The following is a 25,171-nucleotide window of genomic DNA, read 5'->3' as shown; positions in this document are numbered from 1 at the left end:
CACCGCCCGCAAGCGGGTGTTACTCCGAGTCCGTGGGCACGCCGGCCAGATCGATCACCCATTTCGGTGAAGTCGGCTCGCCGCCGTAGAACTTCCACGACCTGCCTGCGGCTATCGCCCAGCGATGGATCCAACTGGTGCCGAGCGCGCTGGTGAATTCGTCCGCGCGCCGATAGGCGGGATCGCGCATGGCCTCGTCGATGCCGACGAATCGGTAGCCGCGTGCATGCAATCTGGCGACGAAATCGGGGTAGGTATCGGCATTGAGCGCATTAGCGTGCAACAGCATCACCTGCGGCAACGCATAGCCAAGCAGCTTGATCGAGCGGTGCTCGAAGTAGTTCACCATGCGCAGCAGGTAGGGTACGTACTGTGCGCGCAGCTTCGCCTGGGTGGCGGCATCGCCGCTGTCCAGCGCCTTGGCGTAGGCGGCGGCCCAGATCCAGTCGGAGTCGGTGACCGTGACCGGCGCGATGCGGTAACCGTGCGCAGCGAGGAAGACATCCATCGCCGCCTTGTCTTCCAGCGTGCGCCCGGTGCGCAGGTAAGGATGGCGGAACCATTGCGGTTCATGGCCGTGCTTGGCCAGCAGCGGCCGCAGCACACGGTCGCAGGCGAGGATGTCGTTCTCGTAGGCCTGTACGCCGACGGCGTGCAGGTCGGCGTGGGTGGCGGTGTGGTTGCCCAGTTCCAGTCCGGCATCGAGCCAGGCGTCGAGCATCGCCGTGCGGTCCGGTTGCGGCTGGCCGCCGACCAGTAGGCGCGCGGAGTTGACGAAACCGATAGCAGGCGTCCCCGCGCCCTCGATTGCCTGCAACAGGCGCGCGGACTCGGCCGCGATGCGTGGCGGCACCGTGCCCTGCGCGGGCAGCGGCGTGTTCGGATCGAGGCTGGCCCAGGGCAGGTCGTCGAAGGTGATCGCGATGCGCCGGTCAAGGGATGCAGTTGCGGTTGCTGTCTGCGCCGCCATGGGCGCGGCCGGCAACAGGCACACGAGCGCGATGCAGGCAAGGTGCAGCAATCCCTTCATGTTCTCCCCCCCCCGATACGGTGCCAGATGCGTGCTTGAGCCGGTCCATGCGCGGCAATAGGGCTGCGTGCGAACCAGTGCCGCGACCAAGTAGCGGCAGCGCCGCGATATCGCGATGGAAGATTTATGGAAGGACACGCCTGTCACCGCCGGCGCGGGTTTCATCGGGCCGCTCAACGCACTGATGGGCAGCGGCCGGCGCGGAACTCGCAGAAGCGGTAACGCAGTTTCAGCCCGACGGTGGCGCCCTCGTAGCGGCCGAACTGGTTCAGGCGCTGGCTGTAGCCGGCATGGCCGACCAACTGCCAATGGCTGAAGATGCCGAGGGTCAGCTCGGCGTTGATGTCGGTGGCGCGTTTCCAGTTGTCGAAAGTCTCGTCCCTCTGCTGGCCGAGCGCGGCCGACAGGTACAACCCGGCTTCCTGGCCCAGCGAGATGTAGCTGGAAGCCGCGACGGCATAGCGTCGGTAGCGGTCGGGGCTGTAGTAGCCATTGTCGGTGTTGCGGGTGTTGTGCTGACCCTCAACCTGCAGGCCGAGGTCGAACATCACTCGCCCGCCGCGGTACACGGCACGGGCATAGCTGGCCAGCACCGAGGTGCGGCGGTTGTCGTCGTCGAAATCGTCGTTGGCGATGCGCGCATCGAAGCGGTCGCGCAGCGTCGGCGTCCAGCGCAGGTCGGCGGCGAGGCCATGGCGCATCACCGCCAGCGCGCGCGGCGATTGATCGACGCGGTCGCGGTCGAGGGTGAGTGCATAGAGGAAGGCGTCGCTGGCGCGTTGCGAGAGCTGCAGGTGGCCGATCGTTTTGTTGTCGCTGCCGATACCGTTGTCGATCCGCGAATTGCCCACCCACAGTTCCAGCGCGGTGTCGGGCGACGGTGCGAAGCGCAGCCCTGCGCCAACGCGATCCTCGTCGACGTGGTTGTCGCCGAGCAGCGGCGCGAACGGTCCGCCGAAGGTGGCCGAATGCTCGCGTCGCGTGACGCCGGCCAGCAACCGCCAGCGATCCGACAGCCACAGGTTGGCATCGGCGGCGATGCTGCGGATTTCGATGTCATCCGAATCGCTGTACAGCGAAGGTGTCAGGCCGATCGAGGAGAACAGCGGCAGGCGCACCGCCTTGGCGAGGTCGATGGTGTCCTTGCTGTCCGGCTTGACCGCCTGCACGGTGGCCAGCGCCGGCAAGGCCTGGTACGGCCATTCTCCCTGCCGCAGGATCAGCGCCTGGGTCCAGGCATTGTCGTAGTCGCCCGGGTCGGCCGCGTACAACGGCGTGTTGAGCGCCAGCGCGGCATCGCGGCGTTCGGCCCAGGCCAGCACCCGTGCATGCACCGCGGCGGCTTCTTTGTCATCAGCGCCGAACCCGGCCAGCGCGTCGTCCGCCTTCGCGTAGTCGCCGAGCCAGGCGAGGAAACGCGCCCGATCGAGCCGCGCGGCATGGTCGTCCGGGTGCTTGGCGAGATAGGCGTCGATCAGGCGCAGCGCCTCGCTGGTGCGCCCGGCCCAGGCAGCGTCCAGCGCCGGCTGGTAGGCGACGGCGTTCTGCGCGAAAGCCGGCTTCAGGGACAGGGCGCAAGCGAGCGCGCAGGCGAGCAGGCTGGCTCGACCCAGCGCCGCAGCGCGGGTCGATGTCCGACGGCAGGAGGTCATTTGCGCCATTTGCGGTTCCCCGTAATCCACAGGTCGATGGCGAACTGGCCGATCGTGCGGATCTCGGTCAGCATCAGGAAGTAGCGCAGCGGCGTCACTAGCAGGCCCTTGCCCAGAACCTTCCAGCGCTCGCCTCGGGAGATCACCGTCAGCACGATCAGCGACAGCGCCGACTCCGCCAGCAGGGTGATCAGCAGCGGTTCCCACCAGCGCAGCAGGGCCATCACGATCAGCGCGGTGGGGAAGCCGATCTTCTCGAACGCGGACATGAAGATGATCCAGCCCAGCGGACGCCCGTAGCGTTTCGTGACTTCCTCGCCGAACGCCTGCCGGTACGGCTCCTGGATCTTGCGCAGTTCCTGGATGTGCTTGCCGTGCTCGCCGCGTTTCTCGTGCCAGCGCCGGCGCATCCGCGCGAACGCCTTGAACGGGCTGCGCACCAGCGCGTCGAAGTAGTAGCAACTCTGCAGGAAGGACGAGGACCACAACGAGATCTGGCGCGGCAGTCGCGTGGCCAGCGGCTCTTCCGAGCGCGCCGTCACGTCCAGCAGCTGGGCGTTGCGGTAGCCCTGATTGATCAGGGCGAAGCCGATGAAGATGTCTTCGGAGTTGGTCAGGTTGTCGCCGAACTGCGGCTCGTAGCGGTCGAACAGGTCCTTGACGTATTCGCGGCGGTAAGCCACGGCGCAACCCACCGGGTTGGTGATGCCGCCGAAGAAGACCACCTGGCCGTAGAACACGAAGCCCTGCAGGAAGCGGTACAGGCAATCGCGGTAGATGTTGGTCAGACCCCACCACATCAGCTGCAGCCGGCTGCGCGCGGCCTTGGGGTCGACGAACGGCGCACCGGCCAGCACCGCGGCGTATTCCGGCGTCGCGGCCAGGGTGCGGCGGTCCACCAGGCGCATCGGCAGCACGCGGCCGCAGACCGAGGCGATACCGACGCCCTTGTAGAGTTCCTCGACGCAGCGGGCGATGTAGTCGGGCGACTCCAGGAAGGTGTCGCCGTCGAGGATGAACTCCACGTCCGCGTCGAATTCGCGCGCCTGGCGCTTGATCGTGGGCGTCTTGCCGATCGACGACTGGCGCCGGATCACCTGGACATCGAGCCCCAGCCGCCGCGCCACCTGCTCGGCGCAGCTGGCCGTGGCATCCGTGCTGCCGTCGTCGACCACGATGATGTTGCGCGGCTTGAGCGTCTGCCGCGCCACCGACACCAGGCAGTGGGTGATGTTCTCCGCCTCGCGGTAGGCCGGGATGACCACGTCCACCACGGCCGTGCGCCAGTCGTGGGTGGGCGTCGGTACGGTCCGGTCCGGACCGCGCAGCAATCCGATGACGCTGAGCAGCGCGTTAGGACTGATGACAAACCAGGGGGCGGTGGCCATGTTCTGTCCCTGTGAGGGCGATGCGTCGTTCGCGGATGAGCTCGTCGAGCGTGTCTTCCAGCGCGTAGCGGTGCTGGAAATCGGTCAGCGTGCGCAACCGGGTCAGGTCCGGCCGGCGCCGCTGGATGTCTTCGAAATCCTCGCCGTAGGCCTGCAGGTACGGCACATGGCTGATCGGCGAGTCGCTGTCGGCGCGCTCGCGGATCAGCTCGGCCAGTGCGTTCATGCTGATTTCGCGGTCGTTGCCGACGTTCGCCACCAGCGCGTCGCCGCCTTCGCGCGAAGCAAGCAGGTCGAGCGCGCGCACGTTGTCGCGCGCGTCGCAGAACGAACGGGTCTGTTCGCCGTCGCCGTACACCGTGATCGGCTCGCCGCGTACCGCCTGCTCCACGAAACGCGGCACGACCATGCCGTAGCGTCCGGTCTGGCGCGGCCCGATGGTGTTGAAGAAGCGCGCCACCACCACCGGGATGCCGAACTTCTGCGAGTAGGACAGGGCCAGTGCCTCGTCGGCGATCTTGCTGACCGAATAGTTCCAGCGTGTGCCGGCGCGGGTGGACACGCTGAGGTCCATGTCCTCGGTCAGCAGTTCCGCATGGCGGTGGCCGTAGACCTCGGAGCTGGAGGCCACCACCACCTGCGGTTGCCAGCCGCTGGCGGCGATGGTGCGGAACAACCGTTCGCAGGCGGCGATGTTGGTGGCGAGCACGCGCGTCGGCTCGGCGATCACGCGGTACACGCCGACCACGGCGGCGAGATGATAGACGCGGTCTGCCCAGGCGGCGGCCTGCTGCAGCAGCGGCCAGGTGAGCATGTCCGCCTCGTCGAAGCGGAAGTTCGGCGACGCCTCGAAAGGCGCCAGGTTGGCGCGCAAGCCGGTCGACAAGTCGTCCACCACGTGGACCTTGTGCCCTTGCGCGAGGTGCAGCGCTACCAGATGGGAGCCGATAAAACCGGCCCCGCCCGTGATCAACACGTGCATGTTCGGATTCCCCCAGTGCATGCCTGCGCCCAATTACGAGGCGCAATCCATAATGTGATGTGTATCACATTTCCAGTACGTATTGGCAAGCACGGGCCGTGCCACTGAGGAAAAATCCGTGCTAGCGGCGATTTTCATCGGGCGCGTTGCCCCGCCGTTGCAGGAAGGGGCGGACGGGATGGCCCGAGCAGGTCAGGAAAGGACAAAGAACGTCGCCGCGGATACGGCCCGGCGGTGCGATGGGGACTCGGCCTAGCGACCGGTTCAATCCGTACCCCGGTTTGCGAGTGGCCGATGATGGGTGCGAGGCTGGGCTGGGAAAGCCCGGGAGTGGATCAGACGTTGCGGCGCTTGCCCTTGAACGGCGCGTAGAACGCGCGCAGGCGGACGAGGTCCGCATCCATGTCGGTGCTGGTGTCGAACAGCGGGCCGAGCCGGATGGTCTTGTCGGGGTAGTGGAACGCGACCGGGAAGATCGGCACGCCGGCGTCGTGGGCGATGCGCCAGAAGCCGCTCTTCCAGCGCTTCACCGGCTTGCGCGTGCCTTCCGGCGCGATGCCCAGCCACAGCCGGTCGCGCTGGCGGAACTGGTCGATCATCTGCTCGACCACGCCCTTGGCGGCGCCGCGGTCGATCGGCATGCCGCCAAGCCGGCGCAGCAGGCCGCCGAGCGGCCAGAAAAACAGCTCCTGCTTGCCCATGAAGTTCACGTCGGCACCGATCGCCACCTTGATCAGCAGGCCCCACACGCCGTCCCACCAGGACGAGTGCGGGGCGGCGATGAGCACCAGTTTCGGCGCATCGGGAAATGCGCCGACCAGGCTCCAGCCGGCCATGCGCAGCACGGCGCGGCAGGTGCGGCGTTGCCATCCGTCGCGCAGTTGCGGCATCCGCGGCGGCAGTTGGGCGGGAGTCAGGAGGTGGCCGTTCATTCGAGTTCCGGTTTGCGCGAACGGGTCTGCTTGATCCGGCCGCGCTGCTGCTTGCCGACCAGCCGACGTTCCTTCGAAGCGCGGGTGGGTTTGGTGGCGACACGTTTCTTCGGCGGCACCAGCACGCCGCGGATGATCTCGGCCAGCCGCTCGCGCACGTCGTCGCGGTTGCGCGCCTGGTCGCGGAAGCGGCGCCCCTGGATCACCAGCACGCCCTCGGCGGTGAGCCGGCGATCACGCCGCGCCAGCAGGCGCGCGCGGATTTCCTCCGGCAGCGAGGGCGAGTTGATCACGTCGAAACGCAGCTCCACCGCGCTCTCGGTGCGGTTCACGTGCTGCCCGCCGGGGCCGTCCGCGCGCAGGAAGCGCTCGATCAGTTCGGACTCGGGCAGGGAGAGGGTGCGGCTGATGGTCAGCATGCGGGGAGTGTAGAGGGCCGGAAGTGAGTAGGTGAAGCGAGGATTGGGAAGCGGGAGGAAAACGGCCGTGCGTCCGGACCCTGGTTTCTCTCGCTTCTCATCCCTCTTCACTCACTCCTGGCAATGCCCAGCCGAAGCGTCGAAGTAGTCCGGCATACGCATCGTCCAGCGGTGCCTCGATCTCCATCGCGGCACCCGTGACCGGGTGTGCGAAGCGCAACCGCCACGCATGCAGCAGCATCCGGTGGCAGCCGAAATGCTGCTTGTACAGCCGGTTGTGGTCGCCGCGGCCGTGCTGGCAATCGCCAACCACCGGGTGATGGATGTGCGCCAGGTGCTTGCGGATCTGGCGGAAGCGGCCGCTTTCCGGCTCGGCCAGCAGCAGCGCGTAACGCTGCTGCGGATAGCGGCCCAGCGCGATCGGCACCTCGACCGTGGCCAGCCGCCGGTAGTGCGTGCGCGCCTCGCGGCGCGGGCCGGTTTCGCGCGAGCCGGGCAGCGGGTAGTCGACCACGCCTTCGGCCGGTTCCGGCCAGCCGCGCACCACCACCAGGTACTGCTTGTGTACCGCGCGGCCCATGAACTGCTCGCCCAGCGCGGCGGCGACCTCTTTGCTGCGCGCGATCAGCAGCACGCCGCTGGTGGCGCGATCGAGCCGGTGCGCCAGGTACGCGCTGTCGCCGACCTGCTCGCGCAACAGGTCGATCAGGAATTCCTCGGCGTTGCCCACCATCTTCGAACGATGCACGGCGAGGCCGGCGGGCTTGTTCACCGCGATCAGCGCGTCGTCCTGGTAGAGGATATCGATCATGGTCTGGTCTGTGCAGGGGCGCACCTCGTGCGCTCCTGCAGGTCAGCGTGAGCGCGGCCAGCCGATCGCGAATGCCAGCAGCCCGGCGATGCCGGCGCACAGCGGCGGCCAGATGCCGTGTTGCGGCGCCGATGTCCACAGCAGGGCCGCGCCGATCAACAGTGCGCCGCCGAGCAGGCCGCAGGCAAGCAGCTTGTGCTGGCGCTGGGCGTTCTCGCGCAGCAGCTTGAGCGCCGCCGGGTCGCTCAGCGCGCGCTGCTCGCCGCGGCCGATCTGGCGCAAGGCATCGCGCACCAGCTCGGGGAACTGCGGTGCCTCGTGCAGCCATTCCGGCAGCCGTTTGCGCACCTCGCGCAGGGTGCGCAGCGGGCTGTAGCGTTCGCGCAGGATGCGTTTCAGCACCGGGTGCGCCACCGCCCAGATGTCGATCTCCGGATCGAGCATGCGGCCGACGCCTTCGATGTTGAGCAGGGTCTTCTGCAGCAGGATCAGCTGCGGCTGCAGGGTCAGCTCGAAGCGGCGCGCGGTCTGGAACAGCTTCACCACCAGCTCGGCCAGCGAGATCTGCGACAGCGGGCGGGTGAAGTACGGCTCGCACACCGTGCGCACCGCCGCTTCCAGCTCGTCCAGGCGCACGTCGGCGGGCATCCAGCCGGCGGCCACGTGCAGTTGCGCGATGCGCGCGTAGTCGCGCTCGAACAGCGCGATGAAATTCTGCGCCAGCCAGTACTGGTCGGCCTCGGGCAGCGAACCCATGATGCCGAAGTCCAGCGCGATGAAGCGCGGCTCGCCGGTGTGCGTGGGGTCGACCCAGATGTTGCCGGGGTGGGCGTCGGCGTGGAAGAAGTTGTCGCGGAACACCTGTTCGTAGAACACCCGCACGCCCTTGGCGGCGAGTGCCTTGCGGTCGAGCCCGGCGGCGTCGATCGCGGCGATGTCGTCGCTGCTGATGCCGTGCACGCGCTCCAGCGTCAGCACGCGTGCGCTGGTCAGCTCCCAATGCACGGCCGGCACGTAGAGGTCCACGCCACTGTCGAAGTTGCGCTTGAGCAGGCTGGCGCTGGCGCCTTCGCGCTGCAGGTCCAACTCGTTCTCCAGCATCTTCTCGACTTCGGCCACCACATCCAGCGGGCGGATCTTGTCGGCGTTCGGGTGCCAGCGCTGGGCCAGCTCGCCGAGCGAGCGCAGCAGCTTCACGTCGCGGGCGATCTGCGCGTCGATGCCGGGGCGCAGCACCTTCACCACCACTTCGCGGCCGTCGTGCAGGGTGGCGGCGTGCACCTGGGCGATCGAGGCGGAAGCCAGCGGCGTTTCGTCGAATTGGGCGCATAGACGGCCAATCGGCGATTTCAGTTCCTGCTCGACGATCGCGCGCGCCGCGCTGCCGGGGAACGGCGCGACCTGGTCCTGCAGCAGGGCCAGTTCGTCGGCGATGTCGGCCGGCACCAGGTCGCGGCGGGTCGACAGCACCTGGCCGGCCTTGACGAAGATCGGACCGAGTTCGGTCAGCGCATGGCGCAGGCGGGCGCCGCGCGGCAGGCCGCGGATGTCGATGCGCGGGCGCGCCACCAGCGGCCGCAGCAGCTTCAGCGGGCGGTACAGATGGGCGGCGTCGACCAGTTCGTCGAGCCGGTACGCCAGCAGCACCGAGGCGACCCGCAGCAGGCGCGGCACCACCTTCAGCGGCGTCACGCAGCGTTGCCCTGCAGGCGCTGCACGAGCCGCTGCACACGCGATTCCAGCCGCTCGCTGCGTTCGCGCACGTCGTCCACGCCGTCGAGGAAGCCTTCCACTTCACCTGGCGCCATGGCCACGCGCGCCTCGTCGCGCAACCAGTCGGCCGTGTCTTCGGTGAGGTGGCCGGCGGTGTCGCGGGCGTGCGCGAGGCCCGTGCGCACGGCCTTGGCCAGCGGCACGCCGAGCACGTCGCCGAAGCTGCGCGCGAACGCTTCCTCGAAATCCGGGGCGAACTTGCCGGCCAGCTTTTCCAGTCGGCGTGCCAGTTCGGCGTCGCCGGCGATCTCCACCTTGCCCGGCGCGATGCCGTCGTCGTCGCGGCGGAACAGCATCGCCAGCAGGCTACCCGGCGTGGCGGCCACCTTCAGCTGGCTGTCGTCTTGCGGCGGCCCGACTTTCAGGCGTTTTTCGTCCACGGTGACGGCCAGCGCGAGCTCCGGCCCGCGCAGATGCAGTTGCACACTGCGGCCGTTCAACGCGGCCAGCTTTTGCTGGGTGTCCGGGTCCAGCGACAAGGTGTGGTTCAGCGCGGTTTCCAGCGCGCGGCCGGCGAGCTTGCGCAGCGGTTGCGGCAACCAGGAGTTGGGAGTGGCGGCGTTCATCCGCCGATTGTAGCCCGCCGACCGGGCTCAGACGCTCGCGGCACCGGCGAAGCCGAGCTGGCGCCAGGCTTCGTAGACGGCCACGGCGACGGTGTTCGACAGGTTCAGGCTGCGGCTGTCCGGGCACATCGGCAGGCGCAGGCGCTGGTCGGCGGGAATCGACTCCAGCACGTCGCCCGGCAACCCGGCGGTCTCGCAGCCGAACAGCAGCGCGTCGCCGTCGGCAAAGCGGGCATCGACATGGGCGACCCGGCCGCGAGTGGTGAAGGCGAACACGCGCGGCGTACCGATCGCGCCGAGGCAACTGGCCAGATCGTCGTACACGGCGACGCTGGCGTATTCGTGGTAATCCAGTCCGGCACGGCGCAGCCGGGCATCGTCAAGCTGGAAGCCGAGCGGCCGGATCAGGTGCAGCGCAGTGCCGGTGTTCGCGCACAGGCGAATCACGTTGCCGGTGTTCGGCGGGATCTCGGGACGGAACAGGATGACATGCAGCATTCCGCCATTATCGCGTGTCCGCGCCGATCCGCGTCGAATGCTCAGCCGCCGAGCTGCGGGCAGACCACACCGTCCGGGGGCAGTGCGCAGCTGGTCGGCGCGGCCAGCAGGATGGCGCTTACGCTGCCGTGGGCGGCGAGCTGCACGGAGGCCGGCGTAGTCGTCACCATCGCGCCGAGAATCAGGCCGCAGACCGCCAGGCAGGCGATGAACAGGCCGCGCAACATCAAGGTCTCGAATTTCATGATCATGTCTCCGATGAATGGGTGGAAATCCCTGCACCCCGGATAGAGCAATCCCCGTGCCAAGCGCTGCGTGATGTACAAGTTGTTGATTTTATTGAGTCATGACGGCGAATCCGGCGACTGAAAGATTGTCCGCGGACAGCCGTCCGCCCGCCATCGGACAGCCGGACACCGCGCCGCCAGCGTCGGCTCGACCGTGCCGCAAGTCATTTGCGATGGCTGCGTGGCGCCGCTAGCCTGCGGGGACTCATCCGTGAAACAGGAGGTTCACCGTGGCAAAGAAACCGCTCGCCCTGCTCATCGTCGGCCTGCTGACCTTTACCGGCGGCATGCCGCTGGCACTGGCGACCCCCGACACCGCTGTCGCGACCGCGGCAACGCAACAGATCCCCGAACTCGCCTACACCCGCTTCACCCTGCCGAACGGCCTGACCGTGGTGGTGCACGAGGATCACAAGGCGCCGGTGGTGGCGGTGAGCGTGTGGTACCACGTCGGCTCGTCGTACGAGCCGAAGGGCAAGACCGGTTTCGCGCACCTGTTCGAGCACCTGATGTTCCAGGGCTCGGAAAACCACAAGGACGAGTTCTTCAAGCCGTTCGAACTGGCCGGCGCCACCGACCAGAACGGCACCACCTGGCTCGACCGCACCAACTATTTCGAGACGGTGCCGACCAGCGCGCTGGACATGGCGCTGTGGATGGAATCGGACCGCATGGGCCACCTGCTCGGCGCGATCGGCCAGCCGCAGCTCGACGAGCAGCGCGGCGTGGTGCAGAACGAGAAGCGCCAGGGCGAGAACCAGCCGTACGGCCGCGCCAGCGAGCTGATCCAGGCCGAGGCGTTCCCGGCCAACCATCCGTACCACCACGACACCATCGGCTCGATGGACGACTTGAACGCCGCCTCGCTGGCTGACGTGAAGCAGTGGTTCCGCGGCTACTACGGCGCCGCCAACACGGTGGTGGTGCTGTCCGGCGACATCACGCCGGCGCTGGCGAAGGAAAAGATGCTGAAGTACTTCGGCGACATCGCCGCCGGCCCGCAGGTACCGCGGCCGCAGCCGTGGATCGCGGCGCGGGACAAGTCCACGCGCGGCACGATGACCGACAACGTGGCGCAGACCCGCATCTATCGCGAATGGAATGTGCCGGGTCGCGGCACCACCGACGAAAACCTGCTGGAGCTGGCCGCCGCCGTGCTGGGCGGCAGCAAGACCTCGCGGCTGTACCAGCGGCTGGTCTACCGAGACAAGCTGGCCGACGACGTCTCGGTCGAGGTGGAGCAGCACGTGCTGGCCAGCCTGTTCAATCTGCAGGTGGACGTGAAGAAGGGCGCCGACCCGGCCAAGGTCGAGGCGGCGATCGCCGACGAGTGGCAGAAATTCCTGAAGGGCGGCCCGACCGCCGACGAGCTCGCGCGGGTCAAGACGGAAACCCGCGCCTCGTTCGTGCGCGGGCTGGAGCGGGTCAACACGCAGGCGACGATCCTGGCCCAGGGCCAGCTGTACCGCAACGACCCGGGCGCCTACCTGAAGGACTTCAAGGAGTACATGGCGGCCACGCCGGCGCAGGTCAGCGCGGTGGCGAACCGGTGGATCGCCAGGGGCGACTACACGCTGACCGTGGTGCCGGGCAAGGTCGAGGCAACCGACATGGCGAATGTCGCCGGTCGCGCCGCGGCCAGCGGTGCGCCGGCACCGGTGCTGTCGGCGAAAGGCGACTACCGCACGGTGGCGAGCGACGTCGACCGCAGCAAGGGCGTGCCCGAGGTCGGCACGTTCCCGGACCTCAGCTTCCCCGCCCTGCAGCGCGGCAAGCTGGACAACGGCGTCGAAGTAATCTTGGCCGAGCGCCACACGGTGCCGGCGGTGCAGCTGCAGCTGCTGTTCGACGCCGGCTACGCGGCGGACCAGGGCCGCAAGCTGGGCACCTCCAGCTTCACCATGGCGATGCTGGACGAGGGCAGCAAGAGCCTGGATTCGGTCGAGATCGCCAAACGCAAGCAGCGTCTCGGCGCGATGATCGCCAGCGGCTGCGGGCTGGACTACTGCAACGCCACGCTCAACGCGCTGGACGACCAGCTGAAGCCGTCGCTCGACCTGTTCGCCGACATCGTGCGCAACCCGGCGTTCCGCGAGGCCGACATCAGCCGCCTGCGCGGCCAGTGGCTGGCCGGCATCGCCCAGGAAAAGAGCCAGCCCACCGGCATCGCGCTGCGCACCCTGCCGCCGCTGCTGTACGGCAAGGGCCACGCCTACGCGATCCCGTTCACCGGCTCGGGCACCGAAGCGTCGATCAAGTCGCTGAGCGCCGCCGACATGCGCGCGTTCATGGGCGACTTCATCCGCCCGGACAACATGCAGATCCTGGTGGCCGGCGACACCACGCTGGACAAGATCATCCCGCAGTTGAACGCGGCGTTCGGCAACTGGAAGGCCCCGGCCGGCAAGGTGCCGGCGAAGAACATCGGCAAGGTCGCGCCGCCATCGCAGGTACGCGTGTACCTGGTCGACCGCCCCGGCGCCCAGCAGAGCCTGATCCTCGCCGGCAGCCTGGCGCCGTCCACCGAGGCGCCGAACGATCTGGAAATCCAGACCATGAACGGTGCGTTCGGCGGCACCTTCACTTCGCGCCTCAACATGAACCTGCGCGAGGACAAGCACTGGGCCTACGGCGCCTTCAGCTTCCTGCAGAACGCGCAGGGCCAGCGCCCGTTCATGCTGTACGCGCCGGTGCAGACCGACAAGACCGCGCCGTCGGTGGCCGAGATGCTGAAGGAGGCGAAGGGCGTGATCGGCGACCAGCCGCTGACCGCGCAGGAGATCGACAAGATCAAGGTCGGCGACGTGCGCAGCATGCCGGGCGGCTACCAGACCACCTCGGCGGTGATGGGCGCGCTGCAGGGCATCGCGCTGTACAAGCGCCCGGACGACTACGTGCAAACGTTGAAGTCGCGCATCGAGGCGCAGACGGATGCTTCGGTGGAGGCGGCGGCGAAGGAGATCATTCACCCGGACCAGCTGACCTGGGTGATCGTCGGCGACCTGGCGAAGATCGAGGCGCCGATCCGCGCGCTGAACCTCGGCCAGGTGCAGGTACTCGACGCCGACGGCAAGCCGGCGAAGTGAGCCGGCGTGCGGCGCCGGCTTCCACGGCGCCGCACGTTATGGATCGGTTGCAGGACGCGCTGGCGTCCTCGCGTTAGGATGGAGGCCGGGCCGGCAACGGCCCGGCCTCCTTCATGTCCAAGACACCGCTGCGGAGCTACCCATGCGCAAGACACTGTTGTTGCTCGTCCCCGTCCTCCTGCTCGGTGCCTGCAGCTGGGGCATCACCTTGGACGACGCGGCAAAAAGCGTGCGCACGGCGTGGAGCGGCGACGTATCCGCCTGCCGCGAGCTGGGCAAGGTCACCGTCTCCGTGATGGAACGCGTCGGTCCGGTCGACCGCAACGACATCAAGGTGCGCGACGAGCTGGAAGTGCTGGCCCGTAACGAGGCCGCCAAGATGCACGCCGACACCATCAAGCCGCTGGCCGAGCCGGCCGACGGCTCGCAGCCGTGGGGCGCCTATCAGTGCGGCGCGAACCCGGTGCCATCGGCACGCTCGTCCGCGCCGGCCGGTTCGGCGCCGGGCAACGCGCAGACGTTCCCGATCCGGGGCCACTGACACCTTCAGCCCACTTCGATCCAGCCGCGTGCCCGTGCGATCCGCAGCGAGGTACCAAACGCACTGCTGAGCGCCTGCAGGCGGGTGAGGATGCGCTGCGCATCATCACCCGTGGCAATCCGCGGACGGCCGCGGGTCTCGTTCTGGCGCGCGGCGTCGTCGCCGCGCTCGTTGAGCACGACCGGCACCAGTTCGAGCCGGCGCAATCGTCCGTCGCGGTAGTGCAGGTGCGCGATGGCGCTTTCCCAGACCTCCGGGGGGTAATGGCCGGGGGCGGTGCGCGAATGGAAGATCAGGCTGCCGAGGCAATAGAAGATCGGCGCGTCGCGATGCAGCTCGATCCCATGCAGCAGCGGTGCGCCGTGCGCGAAGAACGCGCTGGCTCCCGCGTCGATGCAGGATCTGGCGAAGCGGCGGGTCCATGCGCGGGTCACGCGCATGTCGTCGCCCCAGTCGTGGTTGTGCAGGCAGGCGACGACGCGGGTCGAGCCGGCGACATCGCGGATCGCCGCATGGATGCGCTCGACGTCCCCGTTTTCCGGTTGGCCGTGCGCGACGAGTCGCAGTTCGTTGATGCCGGGCAGGGTGGCGGTGGCCGCTGCACCGTCGCGGATCTTGCCGGCGGCCATGGCGACCAGGGCCACCGGTTGCCCGGCGGTGGCGAAGCGCGCCGCGCGGCTGGCGTCGGCGAGGTTGCGGCCGCTGCCGGCAGTATGGAAACCGGCTTCATGCGTTGCCTGCAGCGTCGCCAGCATGCCGTCGCGGCCGAAATCGCCGGCATGGTTGTTGGCCAGCGCGAGCATGTCGAAACCGAGCGTGCGCAGGCAACGCAATTCGTCGGTGCCTGCCTCGTGCAGGAAGACGCCCTCGCGGGTCGGAGCCCCGGATGCGCGGGTGCGGATCGCCGTCTCCAGGTCGGTCATGGCGACGTCGCCGCGGCGGATTTCCGCGATGACGGCGGCGAGCCCGGGGTAGGCGTCGGCGCACAGATCGTGGGCAATCAGGGCCTGCCCGGCCAGCGTCAGGGTCTGCGCTGGCGAGAGGCGTTTCGCTCCGCACAGCAACAGCGCCGGCGCGGCTGCCAGCCCGGCCATGAGCCGACGGCGCTGATGATTGCAGGACTCGGTCATGCTGCCCCCGTGGTGATAAGGAAACGGTACCGGACGAACGCCAGGCCTGTGCATGCCTGCCGCGGCGACGTCATGGTCGCGTGGGTATTCGCCACGTCGTCCGTGCCTAGCAACACATGCCGGGCGGGCCGGACGCAAGCGTATTCACCAGCACGGGAAACTCATATCAAAAACGCATGGGCGCATTACATGGGCCGATAAGATTGCATAAGTTATCCGCGCATGAATTACTCGGAATCATGCCCGCGATGGGCTTGCAGACAAGTTGATGCCGATTCCTTGGGAGGGGTGATGAACGAAATGACGAATAATGGGCCGACACGGCGTGGCATGCGCCGGAGTTTGATGATGGTGGCGATTGCCGGGGCGCTGGGTGCGGGTGGCGTCACGCTGCCCGCCGACGCGCAGGAAGCGAACGCCGGTGCCGTCGATTCCGCCAGTGAGGCGAAGACGCTGGAAGCGGTCAGCGTGGTCGGTTCGCGCATCCGCCGCAAGGACGAGACGGCGGCGAGTCCGGTGTTCACGATGGAGCGCAGCGAGATCGAATCGACCGGCGTGGTCTCGGTCGGCGAGTTGCTGCAGGAGCTGCCGTCGGTCGGCTCCAGCTTCAACTCGACCGGCTCCGGCGGTACCAGCCATGGCTCCAGTTCGCTGAACCTGCGCAACCTGGGCGCCAACCGCTCGCTGGTGCTGGTCAACGGGCGGCGCTGGGTGAACGGCGCGGGTACCCGCGGTTTCCGCGACTTCGTCGACCTCAACACGATCCCGCTGGCCGCGGTCGAACGGGTCGAGGTGCTGCTGGACGGCGCCACTGCCATCTACGGCGCCGATGCGATTGCCGGCGTGGTCAACATCATTACCTACAGCAGCTTCGACGGGCTCAAGCTCAGTTCCTATGTCGGCACCACCGACAAGGGTGACGGCTTCACCCACAACGAGGATTTCCTGTGGGGCAAGTCGGGCGACTGGGGTTCGGCGCTGGTATCGGCGACGGTCGCGTCGAGCAAGGAGATTCTTGCCGGCGACCGCGACTTCTCGAACACGCCGCTGCAGGGGTTGAGCCGCAACACGCCGGCGGGCCGCTTCAAGAACAGCACGGCGGTGGGCAGCTTCGGCACCAAGGCGTTCGTGCGCGACGGCAACGGCGGCTACCGCCTGGACGTGCCGGCCACCGACGTCTACAACGAGACGCCCGACACGACCCTGATCGGGCCGCTGGATCGGGCTGGCCTTTACGGCCAGTTGCGCTTCCATCTCGGCGACTCCGTCACGTTCGTGACCGAGGGCCTGTACAACACCCGCGAGTCGAGCCAGCGCTTCCCGGCAGCCACGCCGCGCATCCGCGGCGGCGATGGCATGACGATCCCGGCCGACCACCCGTACAACCCGTTCGGGGTGCCGTTCCAGGGCAGCGGCACCAGCTTCGAAGTGGTGCGGGCGATCACCGAGCTGGGTCCGCGCATCAACACGCAGAACGTGAACACGATGCGCCTGGCCGCGGGCTTCGAGGGAGACTTCACCAACGGCTGGTCGTGGAACAGCTTCTATACCTACGCGCAGAACAAGGCGAAGTGGACCTCGGCCAACCAGATCGACCTGGACAAGGTGGCGCTGGCGCTGGGTCCGAACGACCGCTGCGTGGCCAACGGCTGCGTGCCGCTGAACATTTTCGGCACGATCACCCCGGACATGGCCAACTACATCCGCGCCAACGGCGTGGACCGCAACGGCACCAAGCAGCATGACTTCACCGCCAACCTCACCGGCGACCTGTTCGCGCTGCCGGCCGGCATGCTGGCGTTCGCGGCGGGTGTCGAGTACCGCAAGGAATCCGGCTACGACGAGCCGAGTGCGTACTTCAACCAGACGCCGGAATTCATCAGCTACAGCCGCAAGACCACTTCGGCGCCGCGCCTGCCGACGAGCGGCTCCTACGATCTGAAGGAGGCCTACGTCGAGTTCAACGTGCCGCTGCTGGCGGACCTGCCGCTGGTGAAGCAACTGGAACTGTCCGCGGCCACGCGCCACTCGCGCTACAGCACGTTCGGCGGCACCACCAACAGCAAGCTCGGCCTGGTCTGGCGCCCGTGGGAGGACCTGATGGTGCGCAGCACCTGGGCACAGGGCTTCCGCGCCCCCTCGATCAACGAGCTCTATGCAGGCCTGCGTCAGACCAACCTGCCGGCCATCGATCCGTGCAACGGCGGCGGTGCCGGCAAGCCCGGTTGCGTCGGGGTGCCGGCCAGCTACGACCAGAGCAATTATTCGGGCGGCTCGATCCTCTCGACCGTGGGCGGCAACCCCGACCTGCAGCCGGAAACCTCGGTCAACCGCAGCACCGGTTTCATCTACACGCCCGGCTTCGCCAAGGGCCTGAGCTGGTCGGTGGACTGGTACGACATCGACCTGAAAGAGGCGATCTCCAGCTTCGGTTCGCAGAACCTGCTCAACCTGTGCGCCAGTACCGGCCAGCGCTGCAACCTGGTCACGCGCGACAGCAGCGGCGAGATCGTCAACCTCATCGACGGCCCGATCAACCTGAACCGGATCAAGGCCAGCGGCGTCGATACGACCTTGCGCTACCAGTTGCCGAAGATGGCCGCGGGCAACTTCGACCTGATGTTCAACGCCGCCTATCTCAGTGCGTTCGACCGCTATGACACCCTGCCCAACGGGCAGGTGCGGGTGGCGGCGCGGGCCGGCAAGTCGGACATCGCGCGCGAAAGTTTCCCGCGCTGGAAAGCCAACACCAGCCTCGACTGGTCGCTCGGCCTGTGGTCGGCGAACTGGAGCATGCACTACATCGGCAACACCGACGAGGGTCCGGCGCCGGGATACGGCCGGATCCCGGTGCAGCTGACGCATGACGTGTGGGGCGCGTATACGCTGCAGTCGCAACCGGTGACGTTCACCGTGGGTGTGCAGAACCTGTTCGACAAGGAGCCACCGTTGTCCTATGTCAATGGCGGCGACCTGAACTTCGACATGAGCACCTACAACCCGCGCGGCCGCTTCATTTACGTGAAGGCGGCAATCAACCTCTGAGGCAAGCGCCGGCGGCGTCCGTGCGATACGGGCGGCCGCCGGTGCCGTGAGGCTTCGTCAAACACATGGAAACTCCCGGCATGGCCAAGAGCCCCGTCACTGGCGACAAACCCGCAGGCCGCCCCCGCCGCGCGATCGACGTGCATCCGGTGCTGATGCTGCTGTCCGTGTTGCTGCTGTGCGCGGTGCTGACCTACGTGCTGGATTCGGGCACGTTCCAGCGCGTCGATGGACGGGTGGTGCCGGGAACGTACATGGTGGTCGAGAAGTCCCGCGACTGGCTGCACCTGCTCGGTCTGGGCGGCGTCGACGAACTGGCCCGACCGGCCGGCGTGGTCACCGTGCTGCAGTCGATCCCGCTGGGCCTGGCCCGCAACGCGCCGCTGATCTTCATGGTGATGTTCGTCGGCGGCATGTTCGGCGTGTTCAAGCAGACCGGCGCGCTGGACGCCGGGCTGGACCAGCTGGTGCACCGCTCGCGCGGCAACGTCTACCTGCTGGCGCCGGTGCTGATGTGCGCGCTGGCGGCGGGCAGTTCGTTCCTCGGCTTGATTTCGGAATACCTGGTGGTGCTGCCGGTGCTGCTGTCGATGGCCGAACGGCTGCGGCTCAACGGGCTGTACGCGGTGGCCATGCTGCTGATCGCGGCCAAGATCGGCTACATCGCCTCGGTCAGCAATCCGGTGGTGCTGCCGATCGCGCAGGGCATCGTGCAGGTGCCGATCTTCAGCGGCTTCGGCATGCGCCTGGCGGTGCTGGGGATCTTCCTGCCGATCGGCATTGCCTACCTGCTGCACCGCATCCGCCGCAGCGGTTTCGTCAAGGCGGATTTCGCGGCCGATGCACGGTCCCTGTCCGGGCGCCACATGGGCGTGCTGCTGCTGCTGGGCCTGGCGATCGTGCTGATGGTCTACGCCGGGCGCACCTGGGACTGGCACTACAACGAACTCAGCGCGTTCTATCTGGCGGTCACCGCGGTGCTTGCCGTGGTCGGCGGCCTGGGCGCGCGTGCCAGCGCGGACGCCTTCATCGACGGCATCAAGGGCATGATCCTGCCCTCGCTGCTGATCGGCCTGGCCGGCGCCATCCACGTGCTGCTGCAGCAGGCGCAGATCCTCGACACGGTGGTCCATGGGATGGCCGGACTGATCCACGAGCAGTCGTCGTGGATTGCGTCGCTGGCCATCATGTTCACCGAGGCGGGCCTGGATGTCCTGATTCCGTCGACCTCGGCCAAGGCCGCGATCAGCATTCCGATCCTGTGGCCGATCGGGCAGCTGTCGGGTCTGCACGGCAACTCGGTGGTGCTGGCGTACCTGTTCGGCAACGGCCTGATGGCGATGGTCAGCCCCACCTCCGGGCTGATGCTGGCGATGCTGGCGATGGCGAAGGTGCCCTACGGCCAGTGGGTGCGTTTCATGTTGCCGCTGACCCTGGCGCTGACCGCGGTGGCGATGGTGTTTTTGTTGATCGCCACGCGGATCGGTTATTGAGCATGGCGATCGACAGCGGCATGCAGCACGCACTTGCGAGTGGTGTTGACGGCGTGGCGGCGGGCCTGGGCGAAGGCCCGTACGCAGTGAGCCTCAGCCCGGATGTGATGGTGGCAATGCGCGATGGCGTGCAACTGGCCGTCGACCTGTACGTGCCGGTGGCGGCGGAAGGTTCCGCCGCAACGCGTTGGCCGTGCCTGCTGGAGCGCACGCCGTACGACAAGTCCGGCACTGCGCAGTCGGACGTCGTGGCGGGGCAGCCGCTGCCGCTGTCGAAACCGCAGATCGCGCGCTGGTTCGCCAGCCACGGTTTCGTGGTGGCGATGCAGGATTGCCGCGGCCGCTACCGTTCGCAGGGCGTGTTCACCAAGTACACCAACGAGGCCGAGGACGGCTACGACACGCTGGCATGGCTGGCGGCGCAGCCGTGGAGCGACGGCCGCGTGCTGACCCAGGGGTTGTCGTACTGCGCGCACGTGCAGACCGCGCTGGGCAGCCTTGCGCCGGCGGCGCTGACGGCGCAGTTCGTCGACTCCGGCGGGTTCTCCAACGCCTACCAGGGCGGCATTCGCCAGGGCGGTGCGTTCGAACTCAAGCAGGCGACCTGGGCGTACAAGCACGCGTTGCTGAGCCCGCTCACGCAACAGGATCCGCTGCGCAAAGCGGCGCTGCAGGCGCAGGACATCCGCGCCTGGTTCCGGCGCATGCCGTGGGCGCGCGGCGACTCGCCGGTCAGCGCCGCGCCGGAGTACGAGGATTACCTGTTCGAGCAGTGGGAGCACGGCGATTTCAGCGCGTACTGGCAGCAGGTCGAACTGTGCGGCGAACGCCATTACGACCGCTATGCCGACGTGCCGATGGTGCACATGTCGAGCTGGTACGACCCGTACGTACGCACCGCTACCGACAATTACCTCGGCCTGTCGCGGCGCAAGCGCGCGCCGGTGCACCTGGTGATGGGGCCGTGGATCCACGGCCGGCGCTCGCAGACACATGCGGGCGATGTCGACTTCGGGCCGCAGTCGACCCTGGATGCCGCCTTCGGCGGTTCGTTCTACCAGTTGCGCCGCGCATGGTACGACCACGTGCTGGGGCGAAGCGGCGACGATCCGTTTGCGCGCGGCCGGGTATCGATCTTCGTGATGGGCGGCGGCAGCGGCCGGCGCAACGCCGAGGGCCGGCTGGAACATGGCGGGCGCTGGCTGCATGCCGACGACTGGCCGTTGCCCGGCACCACCACGCGGGCGTTGCACCTGCACGCCGATGGCCGGCTCGATGCCGCGCCGTCGACGGATCCGCTCGCGGCGCTGGACTATGTCTATGACCCGGCACGGCCGGTACCGACCATCGGCGGCACCATCACCTCGGCCGAGGAGATCATGCCGCCGGGCGCGTTCGACCAGCGCGACGACGCACGCTTCTTCGGCTGCAGCGGCAGCGGTCGCGATATCGGCGAGCGCGACGACGTGCTGTGTTTCCGCAGCGCGCCGCTGACGCAGGATGTCGAGATCGCCGGCGGCATTCGCGCGCGGCTGTTCGTGTCGTCCGACTGCGTGGACACCGACATCACGATCAAGCTGATCGACGAGTACCCGCCCAGCGCGGACTACCCGCAGGGTTTCGCCATGAATCTCAGCGACGGCATCCTGCGCCTGCGCTACCGGGATTCGTGGGAGCAGCCGCGCCTGCTGGTGCCGGGGGAAGTGGTCGAGATCGAGGTCGAGGCCTTCGCCACCGCCAACCGGTTCAGGCAGGGGCACCGGATCCGGCTGGACGTGTCCAGCAGCAACTATCCGCACTTCGATCTCAACCCGAACACCGGCGCCGCGCCGGGCCGCTGGTGCGAGGCGCGGGTGGCGCACAACCGCGTGCACATGGATCGCGCGCATCCGTCGCAGTTGCTGTTGCCGGTGTTGCCGCTGCGCGACGATGGATAAGAGCGGTGCCGGCTCCCGTCGCGATCGTGTACGTTCACAGGCAGCCCATTCATAGCCGCCAGGTGCCGCCCAGCCATGAGACTCGACAATATCAAGACCCTGGAAGCCTTCCGCGAAATCATCCAGGTCGGTTCGGTGACTGCGGCGGCGCGCAGCCTGGGTTTCAGCCAGCCGGCGGTCAGCCGGCTGCTGGCGCAGTTCGAAGCCGAGCTGGGTTTCAAGCTGTTCCATCGCAGCAAGGGCCGGCTGCTGCCGACCTCGCAGGCGCTGATGCTGTTCGAGGAGGTGGATCTGGCCCTGCAGGGCGTCGAGCGGATCAACGTGCTGGCCAAGGACATCCGCCAGACCAATGCCGGGCAGCTGCGCGTGGTGGCGCCGCCGAGTTTCGCCGAAGGGCCGCTGGTGAAACTGGTCGCCACCTTTCTGACGCTGCATCCGAAGATCCATATCAACATCGATTCGCGCACCCGGCCGACCGTGATGAACCTGGTCGCGACGCGCACCGCCGACTGCGGTTTCGGCAAGCTGCCGCTGGATCACCCCGGGATCCGCCTGCGGCCATTGATCAGCAGCCCCACGGTCTGCGTATTGCCGCCTGCGCATCCGCTGTCGGCGGGCAAGCGCGCGATCGGCGCCAGGGAACTGGCCGGCGAACCGCTCATTCTGGTTGGCCACCGCGGTGGCGACACCCGCATGCGGATCGGCCGGGCGTTCCAGCAGGCCGGGGTGCATCCGAACGTGCGGCTGGAGACCCACAACGTCGGCGCGGCCTGTGCGCTGGCAGCCGAGGGCGTCGGCATCGCCATCGTCAACGAGCTGCTGTCGCGCCGCTCGCTGTGGACCGGCGTGTGCATCCGCCGTTTCGCGCCGGTGATCGAGCAGGAGTACGTGTTCATGTCGTCGGCCAATGTGCGCGAGACGCCGTTGACCGAAGCGTTCTACCAGCATTGCCGCGCCGCGCTGTCGGGGCGGGCGCCGTCGAAGCCGCGCAAGCCGCGGCCCGCATGATGCCGTTGTCGTCGCGCCGGTGAGCGGTCGGTTTTCCCATCCACCCACCCAGGAGTACCGACCCGGATGATCCGAGCATGGCTGTTCCCGATGCTGGCGATGCTGACGGCGAGCGTGGCGGCGCAGACGCCGCCGACTTACCGGCAGCCGCCTGCGGAGATCCTGGCACTGGCGGATGCGCCAGCGGCACCGGAAGTGATCAGCGACAGCCGTCAGGCGGTCCTGGTACTGCTGGAACAGGATGCCTATCCGCCGCTGGCCGAGCTGTCCGCGCCGGAACTGCGCCTGGGCGGGCTGCGCATCGATCCGCGCACGCACGTCGCCAACACCATCACGCTCAGCGACAACCGGCCGGTCCGGCTCGCCTACAGCCGCGGCCTGGCATTGCGGCGGGGCGATGCGACGGGTCCCATCCCGGTCAGCGGGTTGCCGCCGCGGGCGCGGCTGGCGTACTTCACCTGGTCGCCCGACGAGACCCGCCTGGCCTTTACCCACACCGCCGACGAGGGTGTCGAGATCTGGGTGCTGGATCTGGCCAGCGCCAGCGCACGCCGGCTCACCGACGCGCGCGCCAACGCCAGCCTGGGCAATCCGATCACCTGGTTCAAGGACGGTCGCGCGCTGCTGGTGCGGATGTTGCCGGCGTCGCCGCGGGCGCTCACCGATCCGCAGGCGGCGATCCCGGCAGGGCCGATCGTCAGCGTCAGCGATGGCAGCAAGGCATCGAATCGCACCTATCGGGACATGCTGACGAGCCCGGTCGACGACGCCAATTTCGAGGCGCTGACCACCTCGGTGCTGGTGCGGGTGCCGCTGCAGGGCGCGGCCAGCCACTGGGCGGGGCCGGGCATGTATCGCGGCACGCAGTTCTCGCCGGACGGGTCGTATCTGCTGGTCGACTCGCTGCAGCAACCGTTTTCGCACAGCGCGCCGCTGGACCGGTTTCCTGCACGCCACGATTTGCTCGATCGTGATGGCAAGCCGGTGCTGACGGTGGCGCGGGTGCCGCGCAGCGACAACCTGCCGCGCGGGCGCATGGCGGTACGCGAAGGCCGGCGCAGCCTGGGCTGGCGCGCCGACGCCGCGGCGACCCTGGTCTGGGTCGAGGCTCTCGATCGCGGCGATCCGGCCAACCCTGTCGCGTTTCGCGACGGGCTGTATGGCTGGGCGGCACCGTTCAACGCCGCGCCCCGCCTGCTGCTGAAGACGGTCAACCGCTTCAAGGGCGTGCTCTGGGGCGACGACGGCCATGCCGTCGTCGACGATGAATGGTGGGATACGCGCGATACCCGCACCTACGCATTTTCTCCGGCACATCCGGCGCCGCCGCGGTTGCTGTTCCAGCGTGACGCGCAGGATCGTTACGCCGACCCGGGTCGCTTTTCGATGATTCGCAATGGCCAGGGCGAACCCGTACTGCGCCTGGACGGCGGCCACGCCTGGCTGGTCGGCGAGGGCTACGGCGCCGAGGGGCCGTTCCCGTTCGTCGACCGGATCGACCTGGCGACAGGACAGCGCCAGCGCCAGTACCGCTCCAGCTTGCGCGACCGCGCCGAAACCATCGTGGAGCTGGCCGGCACCGCAGCCACCACCGCATTGGTGCGGATCGAATCACCCAGCGATTACCCCGACTACTACCTGCGTACTCTGGCGACGACCGCGCCGCCGCGGCAGCTGACCCGCTTTGGTGCGCCCTACCCATCGTTGCGCGGCGTGCACAAGCAGGTGCTCGACTATCGGCGCGCCGATGGTGTGGGATTGAGCGGCGTGCTGTATCTGCCGGCTGGCTACGATCGCCGCGGCAAAGACAAGCTGCCGTTGCTGATCTGGGCCTACCCGGTCGAATACAAGGACAAGGACAGCGCCGCCCAGATCACCGCCAACCCGAACCGCTTCACCCGGCTCGACTTCAAATCGCCGGTGTACTGGGTCGGCCGCGGCTATGCCGTGCTCGACCAGGCCGCCTTCCCGATCGTCGGTGCGGGCAGGCACGAACCCAACGACACCTATCTGCCGCAACTGCTGGCCAACGCCAGGGCGGCGATCGATGCGGTGGATGCGCTCGGCTACATCGACCGGCGGCGGGTCGCCATCGGCGGGCATTCGTACGGCGCGTTCATGGTCGCCAACCTGCTCACCCATACCGACTGGTTTGCCGCCGGCATCGCGCGCAGCGGTGCCTACAACCGCACACTGACTCCGTTCGGTTTTCAGCGCGAGGAACGCACCTACTGGCAGGCGCCCGAGGTCTACGAACGCATGTCGCCGTTCCTGCATGCCGGGCGGATGAAAACGCCGCTGCTGCTGATCCACGGCGAGGACGACGGCAACGCCGGCACCCACACGATGCAGAGCGAGCGCTACTTCGACGCGCTGAAGGCGTTGGGCGCGCCGGCGCGACTGGTGCTGCTGCCGCGGGAAAGCCACGCCTACCGTGCGCGCGAGTCGGTGCTGCACGTGCTGTGGGAACAGGACCAGTGGCTGGAACGCCACGTCAAGCGCGGTGCCGGCGTGGTCGACTCGGCGGAGGCGGCGGCACGACTCCGCTGATCTGCCGCCGACGAGGGTGGCTGACATCAACCCGTCTTCAACC

The 25,171-nt window shown here is 68.0% G+C and carries 19 protein-coding genes; 7 read left to right on the top strand and 12 right to left on the bottom strand.

Features of this window, described 5'->3' with window-relative positions:
• Positions 1 to 19: 19 nt before the first annotated feature.
• The 11 genes from KK131_RS07340 to KK131_RS07290 all read right to left on the bottom strand — a co-directional run bounded on the left by KK131_RS07340 (position 20) and on the right by KK131_RS07290 (position 10,296).
• Positions 20 to 970 (bottom strand): polysaccharide deacetylase family protein, encoded by a 951-nt coding sequence (locus tag KK131_RS07340; protein WP_250887084.1) that lies wholly within the window; start codon positions 968 to 970, stop codon positions 20 to 22.
• Between the two features lie 233 nt (positions 971 to 1,203).
• Positions 1,204 to 2,691, bottom strand: a complete 1,488-nt coding sequence (locus tag KK131_RS07335) for a hypothetical protein (protein WP_250887033.1) — start codon at positions 2,689 to 2,691, stop codon at positions 1,204 to 1,206.
• Positions 2,679 to 4,070, bottom strand: coding sequence for a glycosyltransferase (locus KK131_RS07330; protein ID WP_214556010.1), 1,392 nt, complete (start codon positions 4,068 to 4,070; stop codon positions 2,679 to 2,681). The genes KK131_RS07335 and KK131_RS07330 overlap by 13 nt, the downstream gene beginning before the upstream one ends.
• Entirely contained in the window at positions 4,036 to 5,052 is a 1,017-nt protein-coding gene (locus tag KK131_RS07325) for an NAD-dependent epimerase/dehydratase family protein (protein ID WP_214556009.1), read from the bottom strand. Before KK131_RS07325 ends, KK131_RS07330 begins: the two co-directional genes overlap by 35 nt.
• 335 nt (positions 5,053 to 5,387) lie before the next feature.
• Positions 5,388 to 5,984: a 1-acyl-sn-glycerol-3-phosphate acyltransferase gene (locus tag KK131_RS07320; RefSeq protein WP_214556008.1), complete on the bottom strand. Its 597-nt coding sequence runs from the start codon at positions 5,982 to 5,984 to the stop codon at positions 5,388 to 5,390.
• A complete protein-coding gene (gene arfB / locus KK131_RS07315) occupies positions 5,981 to 6,403 on the bottom strand; it encodes an alternative ribosome rescue aminoacyl-tRNA hydrolase ArfB (protein ID WP_214556007.1) in 423 nt (140 codons plus the stop codon). The genes KK131_RS07320 and arfB overlap by 4 nt, the downstream gene beginning before the upstream one ends.
• 97 nt (positions 6,404 to 6,500) lie before the next feature.
• Positions 6,501 to 7,214: a pseudouridine synthase gene (locus KK131_RS07310; RefSeq protein ID WP_214556006.1), complete on the bottom strand. Its 714-nt coding sequence runs from the start codon at positions 7,212 to 7,214 to the stop codon at positions 6,501 to 6,503.
• A gap of 42 nt (positions 7,215 to 7,256) precedes the next feature.
• Entirely contained in the window at positions 7,257 to 8,906 is a 1,650-nt protein-coding gene (gene ubiB / locus KK131_RS07305; protein ID WP_214556005.1) for a ubiquinone biosynthesis regulatory protein kinase UbiB, read from the bottom strand.
• Positions 8,903 to 9,553 (bottom strand): SCP2 sterol-binding domain-containing protein, encoded by a 651-nt coding sequence (locus KK131_RS07300; RefSeq protein ID WP_214556004.1) that lies wholly within the window; start codon positions 9,551 to 9,553, stop codon positions 8,903 to 8,905. The genes ubiB and KK131_RS07300 overlap by 4 nt, the downstream gene beginning before the upstream one ends.
• A gap of 27 nt (positions 9,554 to 9,580) precedes the next feature.
• The gene (locus KK131_RS07295; RefSeq protein WP_214556003.1) at positions 9,581 to 10,051 is read right to left on the bottom strand and encodes a tRNA (cytidine(34)-2'-O)-methyltransferase; all 471 of its coding nucleotides are present in this window, start codon (positions 10,049 to 10,051) and stop codon (positions 9,581 to 9,583) included.
• 41 nt (positions 10,052 to 10,092) lie between these two features.
• Positions 10,093 to 10,296, bottom strand: a complete 204-nt coding sequence (locus KK131_RS07290; protein ID WP_214556002.1) for a hypothetical protein — start codon at positions 10,294 to 10,296, stop codon at positions 10,093 to 10,095.
• Positions 10,297 to 10,568: 272 nt separating this feature from the next.
• Here KK131_RS07290 and KK131_RS07285 point away from each other — a divergent pair, with 272 nt between their 5' ends.
• Positions 10,569 to 13,424 carry a pitrilysin family protein gene (locus KK131_RS07285; RefSeq protein WP_214556001.1) on the top strand — a complete coding sequence of 952 codons (2,856 nt, stop codon included), beginning with the start codon at positions 10,569 to 10,571 and terminating at the stop codon, positions 13,422 to 13,424.
• Between the two features lie 142 nt (positions 13,425 to 13,566).
• Positions 13,567 to 13,965 carry a DUF4156 domain-containing protein gene (locus KK131_RS07280; protein WP_214556000.1) on the top strand — a complete coding sequence of 133 codons (399 nt, stop codon included), beginning with the start codon at positions 13,567 to 13,569 and terminating at the stop codon, positions 13,963 to 13,965.
• A 5-nt stretch (positions 13,966 to 13,970) separates the two neighbouring features.
• Here the strand turns inward: KK131_RS07280 and KK131_RS07275 are convergent, their stop codons facing one another.
• Positions 13,971 to 15,095 (bottom strand): CapA family protein, encoded by a 1,125-nt coding sequence (locus KK131_RS07275; RefSeq protein WP_214555999.1) that lies wholly within the window; start codon positions 15,093 to 15,095, stop codon positions 13,971 to 13,973.
• 330 nt (positions 15,096 to 15,425) lie between these two features.
• Here KK131_RS07275 and KK131_RS07270 point away from each other — a divergent pair, with 330 nt between their 5' ends.
• The 5 genes from KK131_RS07270 to KK131_RS07250 all read left to right on the top strand — a co-directional run bounded on the left by KK131_RS07270 (position 15,426) and on the right by KK131_RS07250 (position 25,128).
• On the top strand, positions 15,426 to 18,140 hold the full coding sequence (locus tag KK131_RS07270) for a TonB-dependent receptor (protein WP_214555998.1): 2,715 nt from the start codon (positions 15,426 to 15,428) through the stop codon (positions 18,138 to 18,140).
• Between the two features lie 80 nt (positions 18,141 to 18,220).
• Positions 18,221 to 19,633, top strand: a complete 1,413-nt coding sequence (locus tag KK131_RS07265) for a hypothetical protein (RefSeq protein WP_214555997.1) — start codon at positions 18,221 to 18,223, stop codon at positions 19,631 to 19,633.
• A 2-nt stretch (positions 19,634 to 19,635) separates the two neighbouring features.
• Positions 19,636 to 21,570 carry a CocE/NonD family hydrolase gene (locus KK131_RS07260; protein ID WP_214555996.1) on the top strand — a complete coding sequence of 645 codons (1,935 nt, stop codon included), beginning with the start codon at positions 19,636 to 19,638 and terminating at the stop codon, positions 21,568 to 21,570.
• A 75-nt stretch (positions 21,571 to 21,645) separates the two neighbouring features.
• Positions 21,646 to 22,578, top strand: a complete 933-nt coding sequence (locus KK131_RS07255; protein WP_214555995.1) for a LysR family transcriptional regulator — start codon at positions 21,646 to 21,648, stop codon at positions 22,576 to 22,578.
• A gap of 66 nt (positions 22,579 to 22,644) precedes the next feature.
• A complete protein-coding gene (locus tag KK131_RS07250) occupies positions 22,645 to 25,128 on the top strand; it encodes a prolyl oligopeptidase family serine peptidase (RefSeq protein WP_214555994.1) in 2,484 nt (827 codons plus the stop codon).
• Positions 25,129 to 25,171 lie beyond the last annotated feature (43 nt).

Source organism: Rhodanobacter sp. LX-99, assembly GCF_018599185.1.
Taxonomy (GTDB): Bacteria; Pseudomonadota; Gammaproteobacteria; order Xanthomonadales; family Rhodanobacteraceae; genus Rhodanobacter.
This window is presented reverse-complemented; position numbering and strand designations above follow the sequence as displayed.